The 17,520-nt window shown below is 67.7% G+C and carries 16 protein-coding genes and 1 tRNA gene; 10 read left to right on the forward strand and 7 right to left on the reverse strand.

Annotated elements, in window-relative coordinates; genetic code table 11:
- Window positions 1-79: 79 nt before the first annotated feature.
- The gene (locus ACWEKS_RS06900; RefSeq protein WP_452339248.1) at window positions 80-2,053 is read left to right on the forward strand and encodes a heavy metal translocating P-type ATPase; all 1,974 of its coding nucleotides are present in this window, start codon (window positions 80-82) and stop codon (window positions 2,051-2,053) included.
- Here ACWEKS_RS06900 and ACWEKS_RS06905 read toward each other — a convergent pair.
- The gene (locus tag ACWEKS_RS06905) at window positions 2,035-3,708 is read right to left on the reverse strand and encodes a PHA/PHB synthase family protein (protein WP_452339207.1); all 1,674 of its coding nucleotides are present in this window, start codon (window positions 3,706-3,708) and stop codon (window positions 2,035-2,037) included. The genes ACWEKS_RS06900 and ACWEKS_RS06905 overlap by 19 nt on opposite strands.
- A gap of 216 nt (window positions 3,709-3,924) precedes the next feature.
- On the opposite strand from ACWEKS_RS06905, the gene phaZ reads away from it, so the two are divergent.
- Together phaZ and ACWEKS_RS06915 are read left to right on the forward strand one after the other, a co-directional pair.
- Window positions 3,925-4,764, forward strand: coding sequence for a poly(3-hydroxyalkanoate) depolymerase (gene phaZ, locus ACWEKS_RS06910; protein WP_452339208.1), 840 nt, complete (start codon window positions 3,925-3,927; stop codon window positions 4,762-4,764).
- A 126-nt stretch (window positions 4,765-4,890) separates the two neighbouring features.
- Window positions 4,891-6,246, forward strand: a complete 1,356-nt coding sequence (locus ACWEKS_RS06915) for a DUF2254 domain-containing protein (protein ID WP_452339209.1) — start codon at window positions 4,891-4,893, stop codon at window positions 6,244-6,246.
- Here ACWEKS_RS06915 and ACWEKS_RS06920 read toward each other — a convergent pair.
- The 4 genes from ACWEKS_RS06920 to ACWEKS_RS06935 are packed head-to-tail and all read right to left on the reverse strand — an operon-like array spanning window position 6,217 to window position 10,944.
- Window positions 6,217-8,445: a hypothetical protein gene (locus ACWEKS_RS06920; protein ID WP_452339210.1), complete on the reverse strand. Its 2,229-nt coding sequence runs from the start codon at window positions 8,443-8,445 to the stop codon at window positions 6,217-6,219. The genes ACWEKS_RS06915 and ACWEKS_RS06920 overlap by 30 nt on opposite strands.
- Window positions 8,442-9,683: a hypothetical protein gene (locus tag ACWEKS_RS06925; RefSeq protein ID WP_452339211.1), complete on the reverse strand. Its 1,242-nt coding sequence runs from the start codon at window positions 9,681-9,683 to the stop codon at window positions 8,442-8,444. Before ACWEKS_RS06925 ends, ACWEKS_RS06920 begins: the two co-directional genes overlap by 4 nt.
- A 4-nt stretch (window positions 9,684-9,687) precedes the next feature.
- Complete coding sequence (locus tag ACWEKS_RS06930) at window positions 9,688-9,831, reverse strand: hypothetical protein (protein ID WP_452339212.1); 144 nt, start codon at window positions 9,829-9,831, stop codon at window positions 9,688-9,690.
- Between the two features lie 9 nt (window positions 9,832-9,840).
- Entirely contained in the window at window positions 9,841-10,944 is a 1,104-nt protein-coding gene (locus ACWEKS_RS06935) for a serine/threonine-protein kinase (protein WP_452339213.1), read from the reverse strand.
- Window positions 10,945-11,132: 188 nt separating this feature from the next.
- Between ACWEKS_RS06935 and ACWEKS_RS06940 the strand changes: the two genes are divergently transcribed.
- A tRNA-Ala gene (locus ACWEKS_RS06940) sits at window positions 11,133-11,205 on the forward strand.
- Between the two features lie 75 nt (window positions 11,206-11,280).
- On the opposite strand, the gene ACWEKS_RS06945 is transcribed toward ACWEKS_RS06940, so the two are convergent.
- Window positions 11,281-12,753: an ATP-binding protein gene (locus ACWEKS_RS06945; RefSeq protein WP_452339214.1), complete on the reverse strand. Its 1,473-nt coding sequence runs from the start codon at window positions 12,751-12,753 to the stop codon at window positions 11,281-11,283.
- Window positions 12,754-12,951: 198 nt separating this feature from the next.
- Between ACWEKS_RS06945 and ACWEKS_RS06950 the strand changes: the two genes are divergently transcribed.
- From ACWEKS_RS06950 to ACWEKS_RS06960, 3 genes are all read left to right on the forward strand, one after another.
- Window positions 12,952-13,182 carry a ribbon-helix-helix domain-containing protein gene (locus ACWEKS_RS06950; RefSeq protein WP_452339215.1) on the forward strand — a complete coding sequence of 77 codons (231 nt, stop codon included), beginning with the start codon at window positions 12,952-12,954 and terminating at the stop codon, window positions 13,180-13,182.
- On the forward strand, window positions 13,179-13,622 hold the full coding sequence (locus ACWEKS_RS06955; RefSeq protein ID WP_452339216.1) for a PIN domain-containing protein: 444 nt from the start codon (window positions 13,179-13,181) through the stop codon (window positions 13,620-13,622). The genes ACWEKS_RS06950 and ACWEKS_RS06955 overlap by 4 nt, the downstream gene beginning before the upstream one ends.
- Window positions 13,623-13,837: 215 nt before the next feature.
- Window positions 13,838-14,206 (forward strand): hypothetical protein, encoded by a 369-nt coding sequence (locus ACWEKS_RS06960; protein WP_452339217.1) that lies wholly within the window; start codon window positions 13,838-13,840, stop codon window positions 14,204-14,206.
- A 58-nt stretch (window positions 14,207-14,264) separates the two neighbouring features.
- On the opposite strand, the gene ACWEKS_RS06965 is transcribed toward ACWEKS_RS06960, so the two are convergent.
- On the reverse strand, window positions 14,265-14,618 hold the full coding sequence (locus ACWEKS_RS06965; protein ID WP_379379016.1) for a hypothetical protein: 354 nt from the start codon (window positions 14,616-14,618) through the stop codon (window positions 14,265-14,267).
- A gap of 348 nt (window positions 14,619-14,966) precedes the next feature.
- On the opposite strand from ACWEKS_RS06965, the gene ACWEKS_RS06970 reads away from it, so the two are divergent.
- From ACWEKS_RS06970 to ACWEKS_RS06980, 3 genes are read left to right on the forward strand one after another with little or no spacing between them, the layout of a single operon-like run.
- On the forward strand, window positions 14,967-15,821 hold the full coding sequence (locus tag ACWEKS_RS06970) for a GntR family transcriptional regulator (RefSeq protein WP_452339218.1): 855 nt from the start codon (window positions 14,967-14,969) through the stop codon (window positions 15,819-15,821).
- Complete coding sequence (locus tag ACWEKS_RS06975; RefSeq protein WP_452339219.1) at window positions 15,818-17,245, forward strand: amidase; 1,428 nt, start codon at window positions 15,818-15,820, stop codon at window positions 17,243-17,245. Before ACWEKS_RS06970 ends, ACWEKS_RS06975 begins: the two co-directional genes overlap by 4 nt.
- A complete protein-coding gene (locus ACWEKS_RS06980) occupies window positions 17,242-17,394 on the forward strand; it encodes a hypothetical protein (protein ID WP_364617505.1) in 153 nt (50 codons plus the stop codon). Before ACWEKS_RS06975 ends, ACWEKS_RS06980 begins: the two co-directional genes overlap by 4 nt.
- The last annotated feature ends 126 nt before the right edge of the window (window positions 17,395-17,520 follow it).

Below are 17,520 nucleotides of genomic sequence, written 5' to 3' on the forward strand. Positions count from 1 at the left end.
TCTATACACATGAAGACGTCTTCATGTGTTCTGGTATCGTCGCGGCCGTCAGGGGTAGCAATGGAGGTGAGTCGTGGTCGTGGCGACGCCGGTGCAGGCATTCGCGCAGCCGGAAGTGGCGGTCCGCCGGACCCGCCTGTTCGAGCTGGCCGAGATGCGATGGGCCGCAGTGGCCCTCGCACTGTTCCTGCTCGGGCTGGCCGCCCAGCTGGCCGGCGCGCCGAGCTGGCTGTGGTGGGGGCTGTACCTGGCCTGCTACGCCGCGGGCGGCTGGGAGCCGGGCTGGGCCGGGCTCCAGGCGCTGCGCGAGAAGACCCTCGACGTGGACCTGCTCATGGTGGTGGCGGCGCTCGGCGCGGCGGCCATCGGGCAGATCACCGACGGGGCCCTGCTGATCGTCATCTTCGCGACCTCCGGGGCGCTGGAGGCGCTGGCCACCGCGCGGACCGAGGATTCGGTGCGCGGCCTGCTCGACCTCACGCCCGAGACCGCGACCCGGCTCACCGTCACCGGTGAGGAGACCGTGCGCGCCGCCGACCTGAACATCGGCGATGTGGTCCTGGTCCGCCCCGGCGAGCGAATCGCCGCCGACGCCACCGTGATCGACGGCGGCAGCGAAGTGGATCAGGCCACCATCACCGGCGAACCGCTGCCCGTGGACAAGACCGCCGGCGACGAGGTGTTCGCCGGCACCCTGAACGGCACCGGGGCACTGCGGCTCCGGGTGGATCGCCGTGCCGAGGACTCGGTGGTGGCGCGCATCGCCGTCCTCGTCGAACAGGCCGGGCACACCAAGGCGCGCACGCAGCTGTTCATCGAGAAGGTGGAGCAGCGGTATTCCCTCGCCATGGTCGCGGTGACCCTGGCGGTGTTCGCGATTCCCCTCGCCCTCGGCGACCCGCTGCAGCGAGCCCTGTTGCGCGCCATGACCTTCATGATCGTGGCCTCCCCGTGCGCGGTGGTGCTGGCCACCATGCCGCCCCTGCTGGCCGCCATCGCCAATGCCGGCCGGCACGGCGTGCTGGTCAAGTCGGCCGTGGTCATGGAGCGGCTGGGCGTGACCACGCGGGTCGCCTTCGACAAGACCGGGACGCTGACCCGGGGCGCCCCGCACGTCGACGAAATCCGCAGTGTCGATCCGGAATTCAGCGAGCCGGAGGTGCTGCGGCTGGCGGCGGCCGCCGAATTCGACAGTGAGCACCCGCTCGCGGCGGCCATCGTGCGTGCGGCCCGCGCCGCGGGGCAGCAGCTGCCGGCCGTCGAAGGATTCGCCGCCGATCCCGGGCGCGGCGTCAGCGCCCGGATCGGGCAGCGCCGGATCGCGGTCGGTTCTCCGGCGGCGCTGCTGCCGAGCTCCGGGCCGGGTGCGCCGGACGCGGACCGGGCCGCCCGCACGGCCGTGGACGCATTGCAGGAGAAGGGATTCACCGCGGTCGTCGTCGCCTGTGACGCGCGTCCGATCGGAGTGCTGGCGATCACCGATCAGCTCCGCCCCGAGGCCGCCACCGCGATCGATCTCACGGCCCGCGTGACGGGGGCCGCCCCGATGCTGCTGACGGGAGACAACAGCCGCGCCGCGCATCGGCTCGCGGCTCGGGTGGGGCTCACCGAAGCCCGCGCCGAATTGCTCCCGCACCAGAAGGTCGATGCGGTGCGGGCGCTGCAGTCGGCCGGTGACCGGGTCGCGGTGGTCGGCGACGGCATCAACGACGCACCCGCTCTCGCCGCCGCCGACACCGGAATCGCCATGGGCGGAGCGGGTTCCGACCTGACCCTGCAGACCGCCGATGCCGTGGTCGTGCGCGACGACCTCACCGCTATCCCCGCCGTCATCGCGCTGTCCCGGCGCGCTCGCCGCGTCGTGGTGGCGAATCTGGCGATCGCCGCGACCTTCATTGCGGTCCTGGTGATCTGGGACCTGATCGGTACCCTGCCGTTGCCGCTGGGCGTCGCCGGTCACGAGGGCTCGACCGTGATCGTCGGCCTCAATGGTCTGCGCCTGCTGCGCCGCGCGGCCTGGCAGCGGTCCGCCTCCTACCTGTCCAGCACGTAACTGCCCGGAGCGGCCTCGATCGGCTGGAATCGGGCGTTACCGAGATGCGCCGGTGCGGGCACCAGCTCACCGGAGCGGTCGCCCAGCCATTGCGCGAAATCCGGCCACCACGAACCCTGTTCGGTGGTGGCGGTGCGCTGCCACGCCTCGGGGTCGAGGCTGTTGTCGTCGGAAACGCGATAGCTGGACTTGTGATTGTCCGACGGGTTGACCAGGGCAGCGATGTGGCCATTGGTCGACAGCACGAAACGCACCTTGCCGCCCAGCATCTGGCTGCTGCGGTAGCAGTTGGTCCACGGGCAGAGGTGATCGGCCGAGCCCGCGACCACGTAGGAATCGGCGGTGATCCGCTTCAGGTCGATCTCGGTGCCGAGCACGGTGACGCCGCCGGGCCGGGCGAGCTTGTTGCCCAGCGCGGTGTCGAGGAAGTCGCGATGCAGTTTCGCCGGCATCCGGGTGGTGTCGGCATTCCAGAACAAGATGTCGAAGGCCGGTGGCTTGCGGCCCTGCAGATAGTTGTTGACCCAGTAGTTCCAGACCAGGTCTCGCGGGCGCAGCCACGCGAACACCGCGGCCAGCTGCTTGCCGTCCAGATAACCCTGTCGCCGCGAGCGGGCGATCGCGGCGGCGGCGGCCTGCTCGTCCACCATCGCGCCGAACGCGTCCTCACGCGCCTGGTCGAACATGGTGACCAGCAGGTTGAGGCTGGCCAGTTGGTCGAAGCCCGCGGTCTCGGCCCGATAGGCCGCCGCCATCGCCGCGAGCAGCCCGCCCGAGCAGGCGGCGAGCACGTGTGCCGTGCTGTGACCGGTGATCTCGTCGACGGCGTCGAACGCCCCGACGACCGCCTCGACGTAGGCGTCGAAGCCCCACTTGCTGTGCCGCGCATCGGGATTGCGCCAGGACACCACGAACACCTGCTGGCCCTGCCCCACCAGGTACTCGATGAGGCTGCGCCCCGGCGCCAGATCGAGCACGTAGAACTTGTTGATGGTCGGCGGGATGATCAGCAGCGGTACCGCGCGCACGGTTTCGGTCTGCGGCCGGTACTGGATCAGCTCGAACATCGGGGTCCGCAGCACCACCGCGCCCGGGGTGATGCCGAGGTCGGACCCGACGCGGAACGCGGACTGATCGACCATGGACGGGATGAACGGGGCATGGCTGAAGTCACTGATCAGCTGCTGTGCGCCGGTGCGGAGATTGCCGCCGCCGGTGTCGATGATCGCCTTCCAGGCCACCGGGCTGAGCAGCGGATTGTTGCTCGGCGCGAGCGCCTCGACGAGATTCGTGGTGAGGAATTTGATCCGCTCGGCGTCCTGCCACTCCAGGGGCAGGTCCTGCACCAGGCCCTCGGCGGCGATCCCGGCGGCCAGATAAGCCTGCACCACGCGGCGCAACAACGGATTTCCCGTCCAGGCGGGATCGGCGAACCGCTTGTCCCGGCTGGACGGGGCGACCGTGGAGGAACCGGCCGCGATGCGGGTCAGCTCCGCGCCCAGGGTTGCCGCCCGGCTCGCGACGCGCCGGGGCCGTTGCGCCATCGCCAGGAGCAGGTTCAGTCCCGAGCGCCCCGGCAGGAACCGGCGGGCGATCCCGGTGGTGGCCTCGGTGAGGATCAGGTCCGGGGGTGCGGAGACATCCAGATCGGTCATGACAGTCCTTCTGGGAGAGACGATTTCACGTTCGATGAGATGGGCGAAGGTCGACGATGACTCGCACCTGTCAATCGTCGGAGAGCCGCGCGGGCAAACCTATGTGCCCGGGAAACATGAAATGCCGCTAACGATGTGGTCGAGCACATTCATCCCGGACGGGGCGATGCGTACTCTGGTGCTCGGATCGTGCTCCGATACCCACGAGGACACCCAATGGCGAGTGAAAATGCCCGGGAGTACACGGTATCCGGCGACCGCCTGCGCGTTGTGGTCCGTCCCGGCGTCGGCGTCCCGCTGGTGTTGTGCAATGGGATCGGCGCGAGCCTCGAGCTGCTGCAGCCATTCGTCGACGAGCTCGATCCGGCGATTCCGGTGATCCGGTTCGACCCACCGGGGATCGGTCGTTCGCCGTTGCCCCGGCGGCCCTATCACCTGACCACGCTGGCCGGCCGGGTGACCACGCTGCTCAGCGAACTCGGCTACGACACCTTCGATGTGCTCGGCATCTCCTGGGGTGGCGGCCTGGCTCAGCAGATCGCCCTGCAAAACCCCCGGCGCTGCCGGCGCGTGGTCCTGGTCAGCACCGCCACCGGCTGGATGATGGTCCCCGCGCACCCGAAGGTGCTGCGCAAGATGATCACTCCGCGCCGATACCGCGACGCCGAGTACGCCACCAGGATCGCCGCGGAACTCTATGGCGGCCGGCTGCGCACCGATCCGGATCGGGTGACCACCCTGCTGGCCGGCCACTCGTCGGCGTCCTCCGCTCGCGGCTACCTGCTGCAGCTGCTGGCCGGCGCCGGGTGGACCAGCCTCCCGTTCCTCGGTTTGATCCGCCAGCCGACGCTGATCCTGGCGGGCGACGACGATCCGATCATTCCGCTCGTGAACGCGAAGATCATGGCCCGGCTGATACCCGACGCGCGGTTGCACGTGTACCACGACGGCCATCTGGGTCTGGTCGTGATTTCCGATCAACTCGCCCCGGAGGTGAGCAGATTCCTCCGGGGTGATCGGCAGCTCGACCTGGAACGGAGGGATGTCGTTCGCTGACCCTGCCCGCGCCGTGGCGCTGAGCAGGGGGTACGGTGATCAGACGTCCGGGGATCTCGGATGGGTGAGCCGGGAAGTCTGGTCGGCGTCAGGACATGACGCCGGAACAGCGCAGGAGGCTCGACCGTGGCCGGCATACCCCTCGAATTCGACCGCCACCGCGAGGCATTGCGGACCAATCTGTGGTTTGTGCCGACCGTCGAAGTGCTCGCGGCCATCGGGCTGTTCGGGATCACCTACCTGCTGGACCGGGCGGCATATCAGAGCGGGTTCACCTTTCCGTCCTGGGTGATCGGCGGCCCGCCCGACACGGCCCGGCAGGTGCTGACGGCCATCGCCGCCGCCATCATGACCGTGGTGGGTGTGGTCTTCTCCATTACCATCCTGGCGCTGACGCTGGCCTCCACCCAGTTCGGTCCGCGCATGCTGCGCACCTTCATTCGCGATCGGGGCACCCAGGTCACCCTGGGTACCTTCGTGGCGACCTTCGTCTATGCCATCGCCGCCCTGGTATCCATCGGATCGGATTTCGTGCCGCACATCAGCACGACGGTGTCGATCGCGTCGCTGGTGCTCGATCTCGCCGTGCTGATCTACTTCATCAATCACATCGCCATGGCGATCCAGCTGCCCAATGTCATCGCCGAGATCGCGGGTGAGGTGGCGGCCGGAATCGAGGCGCAGCGCAGCGACGCGCCCAGCACCCCGCACTGCGGGCCGACGGCGGCCGAATTGCTGGAACGGATGGCGGGTGAGGGCGGCGAGGTCCGGGTGACCGGCAGCGGATACCTGCGCTACATCCGCTACGAGCAGCTGGTGCGGCTCGCGACCGAGGCGGACGCGGTGATCCACCTGCCCTACCGGCCCGGGCATTTCCTCACCGAGGGGCAGGTGGTGGCCACCGTCTGGCCCGCGTCGGTGGCCGGGCGGATAGCGGAGAACTTCTCGCGCGGGCATGTGGCCGGGCCCACCCGGTCGCTGACCCAGGACATTTCCTTCGGCATAGACCAGCTGGTCGAAATCGCCGTGCGCGCGCTGTCCACCGCGGTGAACGACACCTTCACCGCCCTGACCTGTGTCGACTGGCTCGGTGATTGCCTGTCGCGGGCCGCGGTGGCGTGGGAGCCGAGCCCGGTCTACCGCGGCAAGAACGGCTATGTCCGCGTCATCGCGGCGCAGGCGAGTTACGAGCGGCTGGTGCAGCGGGCCTTCGAGAAGATTCGGCAGTCCGCGCGCGGCATGCCCGCCGTCATGATCCGGCAGCTCGAAGCGCTGGCCCAGATCTCGGACCACACAACCGATCCCGAGCGGCGCAGCATCCTGCTGGAGCAGGCGGCGATGATCGTGCGGTCGGCGCGCGAGTCGGTGCCGGAGGACGCGGATCTCCAGGACGTGCTGCGACGGTACCGGGTGCTGGTCGGCGAGGCGGAGCTGCCGCTGATTCAGGCCGTGTCAACGCCAGAACTGCCAGGCACGGCGTGAATCCTGTTCCTGCGGCATGAGTGACGCCGCGGGCGGCAGGCTGTCCGCGGGGTCCAGGACCAGCAGGGCGGTCATGGCCCGGGGGAGGTCCAGGCGGGTGCGGAGCCAGGGCCAGCCGCCGGTGAGGGTTTCGGTCAGGTCGGCCGCGGGGAGGTCGAGGGCCGCCACCGCTTGCAGGAGCGTGGATGAGGGCATGTCCCATTGGCGAGCGCAGGCGGTGACCAGGGCGGGGAGCTGATCGGTGGGGGTGAGGGCGAGGATGCGGCGCAGGGCGGGGACGGCGTCGGAGGTGCGGGAGCGGGAGACCAGGGTGGAGACGACGAATTCGAGGTCCGCGGTCAGGGCGGCGGACAAGGTGCCGGTGGGGGATTCGGCTTCCAGCGGTTCGTCGGCCGGGGTGCGCAGCAGGGCCGAGAGTTCGGCGCGGGACCAGGTGCCGCGCTGTCTGCTCCATCCGAATGCTCTGCGGGGCAGGCGGAGTCCGTCTCGCTGCTGATCGTCGACGGGCGCCGGGACGGCGAGGACGACCAGGGCCTCGATCGGCTCCGGAAGGTCCAGGGTCTTGCGCAGCGTGCGCCACGCGGGGCGGAGGGCGGCCACCAGTTCGGCCGGTTCGGAGCGGCTGAGAGTGAGGGCCTTCAGCAGGGCCGTGGCGTCGATCGCGGGGTAGCGGGTGGCCTCGGCCAGCAGCGTGGGCAGCAGGTCGGCGGGCGCGCAGGCCAGGATCTGCTCCAGCGCATAGCGATCGCGGCCGGTGCACGAGACGTTCACCACCAGCTGGGCGACGATGCCCAGGTTGGTGTGCATGGCCTGGCGCAGGATTCGGCTGTCGCCGGTGTGGGTGCCCGGATCGTCGACCTCGGCGCTGAGGGCCGCGTACACCAGGGCCCGGTCGCGGGAGCCGATCGCCTGCTCGCGCAGGGCGCGATGGCGCAGCAGATGGGCGGCGACGATGCGGCGCTGCTCGGCTTCGCCGGTGGCCCAGCCCCGCTGGAGGCGCGGCCAGACCGATTCGGCATCGGACGAGGTCAGCGGCGCGGTCCCGGATTCCAGGCGGTGCCAGGCGGAGGTGGCCAGCGCCGCGCTGAGATCGATGCCGAGCTGCCGGGCCGCCTCGACGGTGCGGGTACGGTCGCGGCCGTCGGCGAGGACGCGGTCGCTGAGAACCTGCTCGAAGGTGCGGCGGACGCTGGGATGGTGGTCGAGTCGCGCCAATGCCTGTGCGACGCTGGGTCTTCCGATGGCGAGACGGACAGCGCGCCCGGCCACCGCGTGGTCGCGGAGCCAGTCGGGGTGCAGCTCCGGGTCCGTGATCACCTCGGCCAGGTGGTCGTCGTCCAGCTCGGCGGGATCCAGGGCGCGCAGGTGCCGTCGATAGCACCAGTGGCCGATTTCGTCTGCGGTGGACAGGGATTCGGGCAGCGTGACACCGGCGCGCCGGTGGCCGATGATCCGCTGCCCGAGCAGGACGAACGGGTCCGATTCGTCGCCGGGATCGCCCGGTGTGACGATGCGGCGGGCGCCGCCGGGCGGGGCGGGGCTGTCGCGGGTCACCGCGGTGATCGCGGCGGGAGCCGAGGACGGCGTGCTGGAGGTGCAGAAGGTCAAGTCCCGCAGGCTGTTCCGGGGTAGCAGGCCGTAGAGTGCCCGCAGCATGGCCACGGCGTCCGTGCCGCTCTCGACGTGCAGTTCGATGGCGGGGCCGCGCCCGGCCAGATGCGCCAGGGTGTAGCCGAGCAGCGCGGGCAGCCAGTCCAGGTCGAGGTAGGCGTCGGCCGCGGCGGTGACGGCGGGACTGTGCTCCACGGAATTCGGCAGCGGCGGCCAGCGATCGGTGGGAAGTTCGGCGTCGTCGAGCGAGGTGCGGAATCGTCCCGCGTCGTAGAGGCTCAAAGTCGTTGCGCCGTCGAGTGTTCCGCGACCACCCGCGACGAGGTGTGCCACACAGGTGCCCGGCCGGTCATTGGCGGGCGTCTTCAGCACCGCCACCGCGAGCCCCCGCACCACGGTGAACTCCAGCGCGAACGCCTCCGGCGACGCGGGCGAACCATCCCAGCTGACCAGCGACCCCAGCTCCCGTGTGGTGGATCCCAGTGCGGCGGGCCAGTTTCCGGACCTGGCGACCACGCCGACCCCGGTCCCGGAGGACTCCAGCGTCACCATGGCCCAGCCGCACAGCAGCTGCGCGAAACCCGTCATCGGTCCGCCCGTAACCGGTCGATGCGGTCGAGCATGTGGATGACCGGGTCCACGGCCGCGAACGGCTTGAACACCGGATAGCTGTTGTCGGCCCGCTTGCCGCACCCGACCGCCGAGACCGGGAAGTAGCGGTTGTGCGGGAAGTGGATGGACAGCGTGGCGTCGACGGCCGGAAACAGTTTGCGCACCAGGCTTCTGGTGGCGTCGGAGCGATAGTCGATCTGGCCGGGCTGATACAAGTTGCCCGCACCATTGAGGCTGTACGGCGTATCCGCCCAGTCCGGCGGCGGTGCGACCAGGCCGACCTCGGGCAGGTTGATCAGCGACAGCAGATCCGATTTCGCGATGATGGTCGAGGCGTGCAGGCGCGGCGGCTCGATGGGCAGATCCAGCGGATAGCTGTTGGCCGTGCGCCACAGCTTGGCGATCTGGTCGATCATCATCTTGGTGCGGCCGACGGTCTGGGAGTGCTCGACATTGTTGTTCAGGCTCTCCTCGTTGGCCGGTCCCGCGTGCTCGCGCATGATGGCCAGGTACTGCTTGTTCAGCGTGGACGGCACCACGAACCAGAGGAAGTCGGCGATGGCCAGGTGCGGGCTCACCTTGGCGGCGATCTCGGCGTCGGCCACATCCTCGCCCGCGACATCCACGAAGGCGAGATTCACCGTGCGCCTGGTGGACAGCGAGGTGAACTTGATCAGGATCGGGGTGCGGACCTGCCAGCCGCTCCAAGCGTGGGTCCGGGTCTGCTGCTGTTGCTGCGCCATCGGCGGTTGCGGCGGGCGCGGTGGTTGCGGTGCGCCGAGCGGCCCGATGCCGTTCTCCTGCCGCTGCTGCGCGCCGACGTAGCCGCGCTTCTGGGTGTAGCCGATGGCCTGCCGGTTCATCAGCGTGTTCTCCAGCGCGGCCAGCATTTTCGTCGAACGGCGCGACGGCACGATGGACCATTCGCGGGCCAGCATCGGGTCGTTCATGACCGAATAGATCATCGACACGATGAGATGCGTCTTGGACGAGGCGGATTCGCCGACGAAGCCGATCACAGTGGTCGGATGGTCGAGGATCTCCTCGTCGATCTCACAGCCGTTCGGGCAGCGCCGATCCAGCCGCCGCGAATAATCCCCGACGCGGGTCGCGAACCCGCCGTTGGGCTGGCGCAGCACCCAGATCCAGGAGCGGCGGGCGGTATCGAACTTGAACTCCGCCAGGCAGTTCAGGCAGACGATTCGCACGGGCACCCCCTCAGAGCACGGTGTAGGTCAGCCACAGCAGCGTGGCCAGGAAAAAGGCCCCGCCGACCCCGGACGCCACCCGCAACCAGTGCCAGGAGCGGGATCCGGCGTACACGTACTGCTGCCAGGCCAGGCCGGCCCGTCGGTTGTTCATCGCAGTTCCTCACAGGTGGTGGGCGATCGACACGATCACCCAGGCGAGCAGCACGAAAACCAGCCAGCCCAGCACGATTCCGGCACCGGCCGCGCCGAGCAGCACGCCGCCGATGTAGCGGGGATCGTCGCGGGTCAGTCCCTCCAGCACGCGCCGGCGGTATTCCAGGGCCGGGCGGACGAAGATGCCCCACAGCCCGGTCTCGGGCAGATCGACGCCGTGCCGTTCCGCCGGCGGCCGCACCGGCGGGCCCGGGGTCAGGACGCTGGTCTGCGCCCGCACCGGCACGGTGACCGGTTCCGGCCTGGGGCCCTCGACGGTTCGGGTCAGATTGCGGGTCTCGGAGTGGACCGCGTCGCGGAAGTAGTGCTGGAACTCGGCCGCGGATTGGAAACGCAGCGCCGGATCCGGCGAAAGCGCCTGATCCAGCACCGATTTCAGCCGGCCGGGCAGCGACGCCGGCGCGAACACCGCCTCCAGCACCTCGTGGCACACCACCGCGAACGAGTACACGTCACTGAGATGGGTGAACCTGCCGTGTTCGAGATACTCGGGCGCGGAATAGTTCTGCGTGCCCACCACCTGGTTGGTGCGGGTCAGCCGCAGCATGTTCTCCCGCATCTCGATGGCGATGCCGAAATCGGCCAGCTTCGCCGTGCCGTCGCGGCAGATCATGATGTTCTCGGGCTTGATGTCGCGGTGCACCACCTGCTTGGAATGCGCGTACACCAGCCCGCTGAGCGCGTCGGTGAGAATCCGGGCCAGCGCCGGCAGCGACCAGTTCTCCTGGTCCCGCATGAACTGCCGCAGATTCTCCCCGTGAATGAACTCCATCACCAGAAACGGTGAGCGGCACCCGTTCTCGGCGAACACCCCCGAGTCGTGCAGCATCACCACATTGGTGCAGTTCATCTGCGCCGCGATCCGCGCCTCCCGCTCGAACCGCTGCCAGGCCACCTGCTCGTCCTGCGCCCGCACCGCAACACTGCCCGCATCGAGCACCTTGACCGCAACCTGCCTGCGCAACTGCCGATCCCAGGCATCCCAGACCTCGGCCATCCCGCCCTTGCCGACCAGCTCCCGCAGCTCGTACCGGCCATTGATCAGCCTCACCGGCGTCCGACCTTCCCCGCGGAGCGGCCGCCTTCCCCGCGAACCACCCCGGACGACAACGAATCACCGCCCACTGTACGCGCGCCCACCCACCCCCCGCCCACCCATATTTCCAGCCGATTTGCACTCGAGGGGGTCCCCTGGTGTACCTTCTCCCAGTCGCCCGGGAAACCGCGCGGCAACCATCCGGGGCTATGGCGCAGCTGGTAGCGCACCACACTGGCAGTGTGGGGGTCAGGGGTTCGAGTCCCCTTAGCTCCACCGAACAGTAGAGCCGCAGGTCAATAGCCTGCGGCTCTGTTGTTTTCGTGGCAGCGCACGAACCGTTCGAGGCGGTCATGGGCGTGCGTTCCACAGGGCACTGACCGGCAGGGCGCGGAATTTCGGTCCGAAGGGGAGAGTTTCGGTGCCGGTGTAGAGCACGTATCCGGCGAGGAGGTCGTCGCCCAGGCGTTCGGCGAGGTGGCGGAGGCCGCGGAAGTCCTCGCCCTTGACGGTGGCGGCGGCTTTCACCTCGATGGCGATCACCTCGCGTCGGTTGTTCTCGAGGATGATGTCGACCTCGACGTTGTCGCGGGTGCGGTAGTGGAACATGCGGGCCTCCTGGTCGGACCAGGTGAGCTGCCGAGCGAGTTCGGCGGCTACGAAGCCCTCCAGAAGTGACCCGAGCGGGCCGTTCACGGCCCGCAGCGCGCGCGGGTCGGCACCGCACAAATATGTGGCGATTCCGGAATCGACCATGAACACCTTGGGGGTTGCGACGGCCCGCGTGGTCAGGTTTCGGGACCAAGCGGGGATTCGCTTGATCAGGAAAACCTCTTCCAGGAGGCGGAGGTAACGGGCGACGGTGTCTTTGGGCAGGCCGAGTTCATTGCCGAGGGCCCCGGGCACCAGAAGTTGACCGGATCTGGCCGCGACGAGGTTGGTCAGGGTGAACATCTCTGCGGAACGTTCGATCTCGGACAGTTGCATGACGTCTCGGTTGATCAGATCGGCGACATAGGAGGAGAAGAATCGGGAACGCCGTTTGCCCTCTCGTGCAACGGCTTCGGGGAAGCCACCGCGTGCGATCCGTTCGATGTAGTCATCGCGATTCTCGGTCCCATCGTGCCGTAGCTGGGGTCCGCGTTCGAAAGCGCAATCGATGAATCTGTCGGGCGTGCCGTCGATTTCGCCTTGGGAGAGCGGCCAGAGTCCGATCGTCTCCATGCGTCCTGGGAGCGCGTCTGGAACGCTCCGAAGTGCCATGACGTGAGCCGAACCGGTCAGCAGGAACCGGCCGGGTCGTCCATCGGCGTCGACGGTCTCCTTGATCGCCAACAACAGTTCCGGTACTCGCTGTACCTCGTCGATGATCAAGAGGGAATCGTCGAGGACGAACTGCGTGGGGTCGTAGCCGGCTGCCTGCCGAGTCTCCGGCTTGTCGAGGCTGCGCCAGGTCGCGCCGATCTCCCTGCCTATCCGGGAGACCAGCGTGCTCTTTCCGCATTGGCGAGCGCCGTTGACCAGGACGACACGAGTATCTGCAAGGGCTTCATGCACTGCCGAGTGGGCATGGCGGGGAAGGATCCGACCAATCGGAGATGACGAGAAGGACGAGGTCACCGCAGTAGTATCACATACGCTATGCGCGATTTGCCGCACATTACGTGCGCGATCTGCCGGAACTGTTGTGCGCGATCTGCCGCTAAGTCCGTGCGCTTCTTGCCGATGCTGGAGCCGCTGCTTCGCTGGAGCGTTGTCATTGAGTCGGCGGTTTGGTCCGCAGGTGATTCGTTGCGATCGGGCATGGGGAGCGGTCGCGATCATCGGGCACCGCCAACCGGGCCCGGCCGGGCACCTACCGCTCTAATCATGATGTCGGGCCCGTCGACCAGCACGACCCGGTTCGCATGCTGGTCCGTCAGGTCCACAGAGTAAAAGAGCCGCAGGTCGTTGACCTGTGGCTCCTTTGTCTTTCCGGCAATGCACGAACCCGAGAAGTGCCCTACGTAGTACCCTACGTTTATGAAGGCCAAAACGAGCGTGTACCTGGATCCCGAGCAGGCTGCCCGTCTCAAGGAGGCGGCCGAAGCGGCGGGGCGATCGGAAGCTGATTTGATCCGCGAGGGGATCGAGCTGGTGCTGTTGCGGTCGCACCGGGTCGTCCGGACCCGTCCGTGGCCGTCGTTCGATTCCGGCGATCCTGGGTTCGCCGCCAATAGTGAGGAATTGCTCGGCGAGGCATACGGCGAGTGAGCTTCTTCATTGCCGACACCTCGGCCATCATCGCCGCTTACGACCGCGCCGCGGAACTGCACGAACAAGCCCGGGAATTCCTCGCCACCTCGGTCGCGGTCGTCTCGCCGCTGGTGCTGGACGAGATCGATCATCTGCTCATCGCACGGTTCGGAAAAGACCGCCGCATAGCCGATCTCGTCCTCGATGATCTGCTCACCTCGGCCGAGGAGGGCGCGGTGCTCGTGCCGCAGGTCGACCGCGACGATTTCCGAGTTGCCCAGAAGATCATCGAGCAGTATCGCGGCCTCCGGCTCGACCTGGCTGATGCGGTCACTGTCGTGCTTGCCGAGCGCTACCTCACCAACGACATACTGACGTTGGATGAGAAGGACTTTCGCGCCGTGCGACCCCTGACACCCGCTCATCCGTCATTCCGGCTTTTGCTCCAGGGCGACTGAACCGCAGACAACCGTGGCCGGGTACCGATCGCCCGAATCATGATGTCCGGCCCGTCGACCAGCACCGCCCGGTTCGTATGCTGGTCCGTCAGGTCCACTCGCAAGGATCCGCAGGTCAGAGGACCTGCGGATGTTCTTCTTTCTGCTTCCGGTCAAAGCCCCAGTGCCGGATCCTGGTTGGCCAAGATGGCTGAGGCGGTCTCGCCCTGAGTTCGATGCTGGCGTGGCAGCGCGCGCCACGCGGAGTGTTCGGGTACGAGATGAGTGGCCAGGTTAGAGATCCGGCGTCGGTCAGAGCCGGCGAAGTCGGCACGTTCCGCGAACGGATCCTCGACGCATGCCAGCAGCGCGGCGGCGTCGTGAAGGTGCCGGTCCCGATCTCGGGAATCCGTCGGGTAAGCCGCTGCCTCGAGAATCACGGCCCCGAATGGGCGCGGCGCGGAGATATCGGCGACCAGCCCTGCGCTTATCTCGATGCGTGCGTTGATGGTTCGACGCAGAGCTTGGGTACCACCTTCGATGCGAACCATTTCGCGGCCGCGGAGTCGTTCGACAACCCTAGGTGCCGGATGGTCGGAAATTAGGACGTCGACGTGGTCCTCTGGTGGCGAACCCGCGACGAGATCGACGGTTGTCGTTTGCTCATCCGGTATTTCCAGGTCGCTGTACCTCACTGAAGTCGGCACGCTGGAACGGTCCGGTGAGCTGCGCGACCAGCGATGGATCGGTGTGGATCTCGGCAGTGTGCTTCCACGCGATCAGGTTCCGCATGAACGGCAGGTAATAGCCGGTGTCCACACCGGCGAGCAGATCGTCGAGCAATTCAGTCACAGCTTCGCTGCGGTGCTCCGGCGGTAGCCAAACCAGCCAGGGCAGTTCGACAGCCAGCACCTCTTCCGCCATTACCCGGTTCGCCTTCGCTACCAAAGCGAGCGACCTGGCCGCGATGCGCAGCGCGCCATCCATCGCCCGATACCGTTCGTCGCGCATCAGCACGACGTTCTCCGCGTCCCGCCGCTCGAGCAGTACGTCGGCATCCTCCAGGAGCGGGAACACCGATGTCTGTTTCCTGATCAGCTCGCTGAAGGGTAGTGACCTCATGCATCCATGGTAGCTGGCACTGCTGAATTAGTTCAGCTCTTCGGGTGAAGACTCGTCACCTGGCCGCGTAACGCTCCTCAGCGAAGGGATCCCAACGCCGTTGCGGTCGAGCGATCCGCGAAACCCGTGGCGATGAGGTGGCGAGGAGCAGGTCAAGGCCATGGTTTTCGTTGCGCGGGCCGCGTAACTGGACGTTAACCAAATTTCTTGCCGCGTAATGCGGCCCGAACGCACACTGCGGTGATGCAGTTCAGAACACATCCACCCCGCCGGGCCGGGCAGGACGATTTCCGCGATGGGCGGGCGAGGTTTCGCGACCAGTTGCGGGAGGTGCTGCCCTCGGCATCGCATCTGCTGGCCCGCCGCCTCCACGATGCCCTCCGCTCGGCGCTGCGCGCCGGGGCCTTCGGCGACGGCAGGTTGCCCGCCGAACCGGAGCTCATGGCCGAATTCCATGCGTCGCGCGATGTCGTACGGGAGGCGTTGGATCTCTTGCGGCGGGCCGGGCTGATCGAGCGTCGCCGGGGGATGGGGACGGTGCCGATCCGATCGGAATACGTTGTGCGTGGTGCACTTCCGCCTGTGGGACGTTCCCTCGAGGAGCATCTGGCGGTGGGGCGGATCGCGCCGCGACTGCTGCACTGGGCATGGATTCCGGCCCCGGAGGTGATCAGCGATCGACTCTCCGGGGTGAACCCCGGCGATGACTGCCTGTGCGTCGAGTACGTGCTGCTGGTGGATGATCGTCCGCTGGCGATCTTCACCAACTATCTGCGCTCACCCGAGGCGGCGCGGATCGACCAGGTTGCCTTCGTCGATGACTTCTATTCGCTGCTGCATCATGGCGGCGTTGCCATCGACACCTTCGATATCGGCATGCAGGCCGCGTGCGCCGACGACTACGCGGCCGCGCTGCTGCATGTGATGCCGGGGGAGCCGGTGATGTTGCTGGAGCAGTCGATTCGCAATCGTGACGGCGAGATCGTCGACTATGCGCTCGGAACCTGTTGCAGCGAACTCCAATTGCGTATCGACCGGGTGATGCGCATCGATCTGACCGGGACGCTGACCGGCGGACGTTTCGAGGAGCAGCAATGAGCACCGACGTACCGGCCGTGCACAGCCTCACCGATGCCGCCGCGGCCTTGCGGAACCGTGAGGTCAGCGCCGTGGAATTGGTCGAGCGGGCCATCGCCTGCGCCGACCGCCACGACAGCGAGGTCGGGGTGTTCCTGAGCCGATTCGACGACCGGGCACGAGAACAAGCCGAACGCGTCGACGCCAAGTTCGCGGCAGGTGAGCCGTTGTCGCCGTTGGACGGAATCCCGTTGGGAATCAAGGATATTCTGGCGCATCCGCATGGGCCGACCACCGCCCAGAGTCTCGTCCTCGATCCCTCGTGGGCGGACACCGTCGGGTACAGCGTCGCCGTCCACCGTCTGGAGGCCGCCGGCGGCATCGTGATGGGCAAGACCACGACCATGGAGTTCGCGATCGGAATTCCGGACCCGGACAAGCCTTTTCCGGTTCCGCGCACCCCGTGGGATCCGCAGTGCTGGGCGGGCGGCTCGAGCTCGGGTTCGGGCAGCGGTGTCGCTGCGGGCATGTTCCTGGGTGCGGTGGGTACCGACACCGCGGGCAGTATTCGAATTCCCGCCGCGTTCAATGGAATCACCGGCCTGAAGCCGACATTCGGCCGTGTCCCGAAATCCGGTGTCGTGCCGCTCGGACACACCCTGGACCATGTCGGTCCGATGGCTCGCAGCGCCGCCGACTGTGCCCTGCTGCTTTCCGTCCTGGCGGGTCACGACCTCTCCGACCCGTACAGCGCCCGGGCACCGATCCCGGACTATCCGGCGGCTCTCACCGGCGATCTACACGGGATCACGATCGGAGTGGACAATCTCGACCGCTACGCCACGGCGGGTATCGATGGCGAGCAGCCGGCGCGGTTCACGGCCGCCCTCGATGCGCTCCGCGCGACGGGCGCGACCGTCGTCCCGGTCGAAGTCCCGATGTATCCCGAGGTGGTCGCTATCGATATCGTGGTCATGCTGGCCGAGGCCCACGCCTACCACCGCTGCGACCTGCTGGAGCGGTGGACTGACTACGGCCGTGGCACACGCATCATTCTCGCCGCCGGAGCGGCCGTCACAGGCGCGGATTACGTTCAGGCCCAACGCGTCCGGCGGATAGCCCGGAACCGGGTGGCCGAGCTGCTGGATCGAGTGGACCTGATCGTCACTCCCACCGGCCACCTCGGGGCCCCGCGCGTGGATACCATCGACCAGCTCGAGCCGCTGAACGTTCTCGCCTCCTTGCACACTCCGTACTGGAACCCGCTCGGCTACCCGACCCTCGCCGTCCCGATCGGCCTGTCCAGCACGCACACCCCGCTCTCGATGTCCATTACAGGTAAGGATTTTGGCGAATCCCTCGTCCTCCGCGCCGGCGACGCCTACCAACGCCACACCTCCCATCATCTCGCCGTTCCTACCGCCGACAGCAAAGGCCAACAATGACCACATGGTCCGAAGACCCGAAGGAGAATGAGGCAGTCGAGACCCTCCAGCGCCTGGTCTCCGACCTTGCGGACACTCTCCACAAGATCCCCGACGCCCGATCCGCCGACCCGGTGTACGGCTTCATGATCGAATACCCCTCGGCGTAGCGCGTCGTCCGATCTCGCCGAGCTGTACGAAGCATCACGCCGGCGGATCAGCGGGTGTGGGCGGGCCAGGCATACTGCTCGGCGAGGCGGTCCACCTTGGAATCGACGGGTGTTCCTGGGCCGCAA

Source organism: Nocardia sp. NPDC004711 (assembly GCF_053601595.1).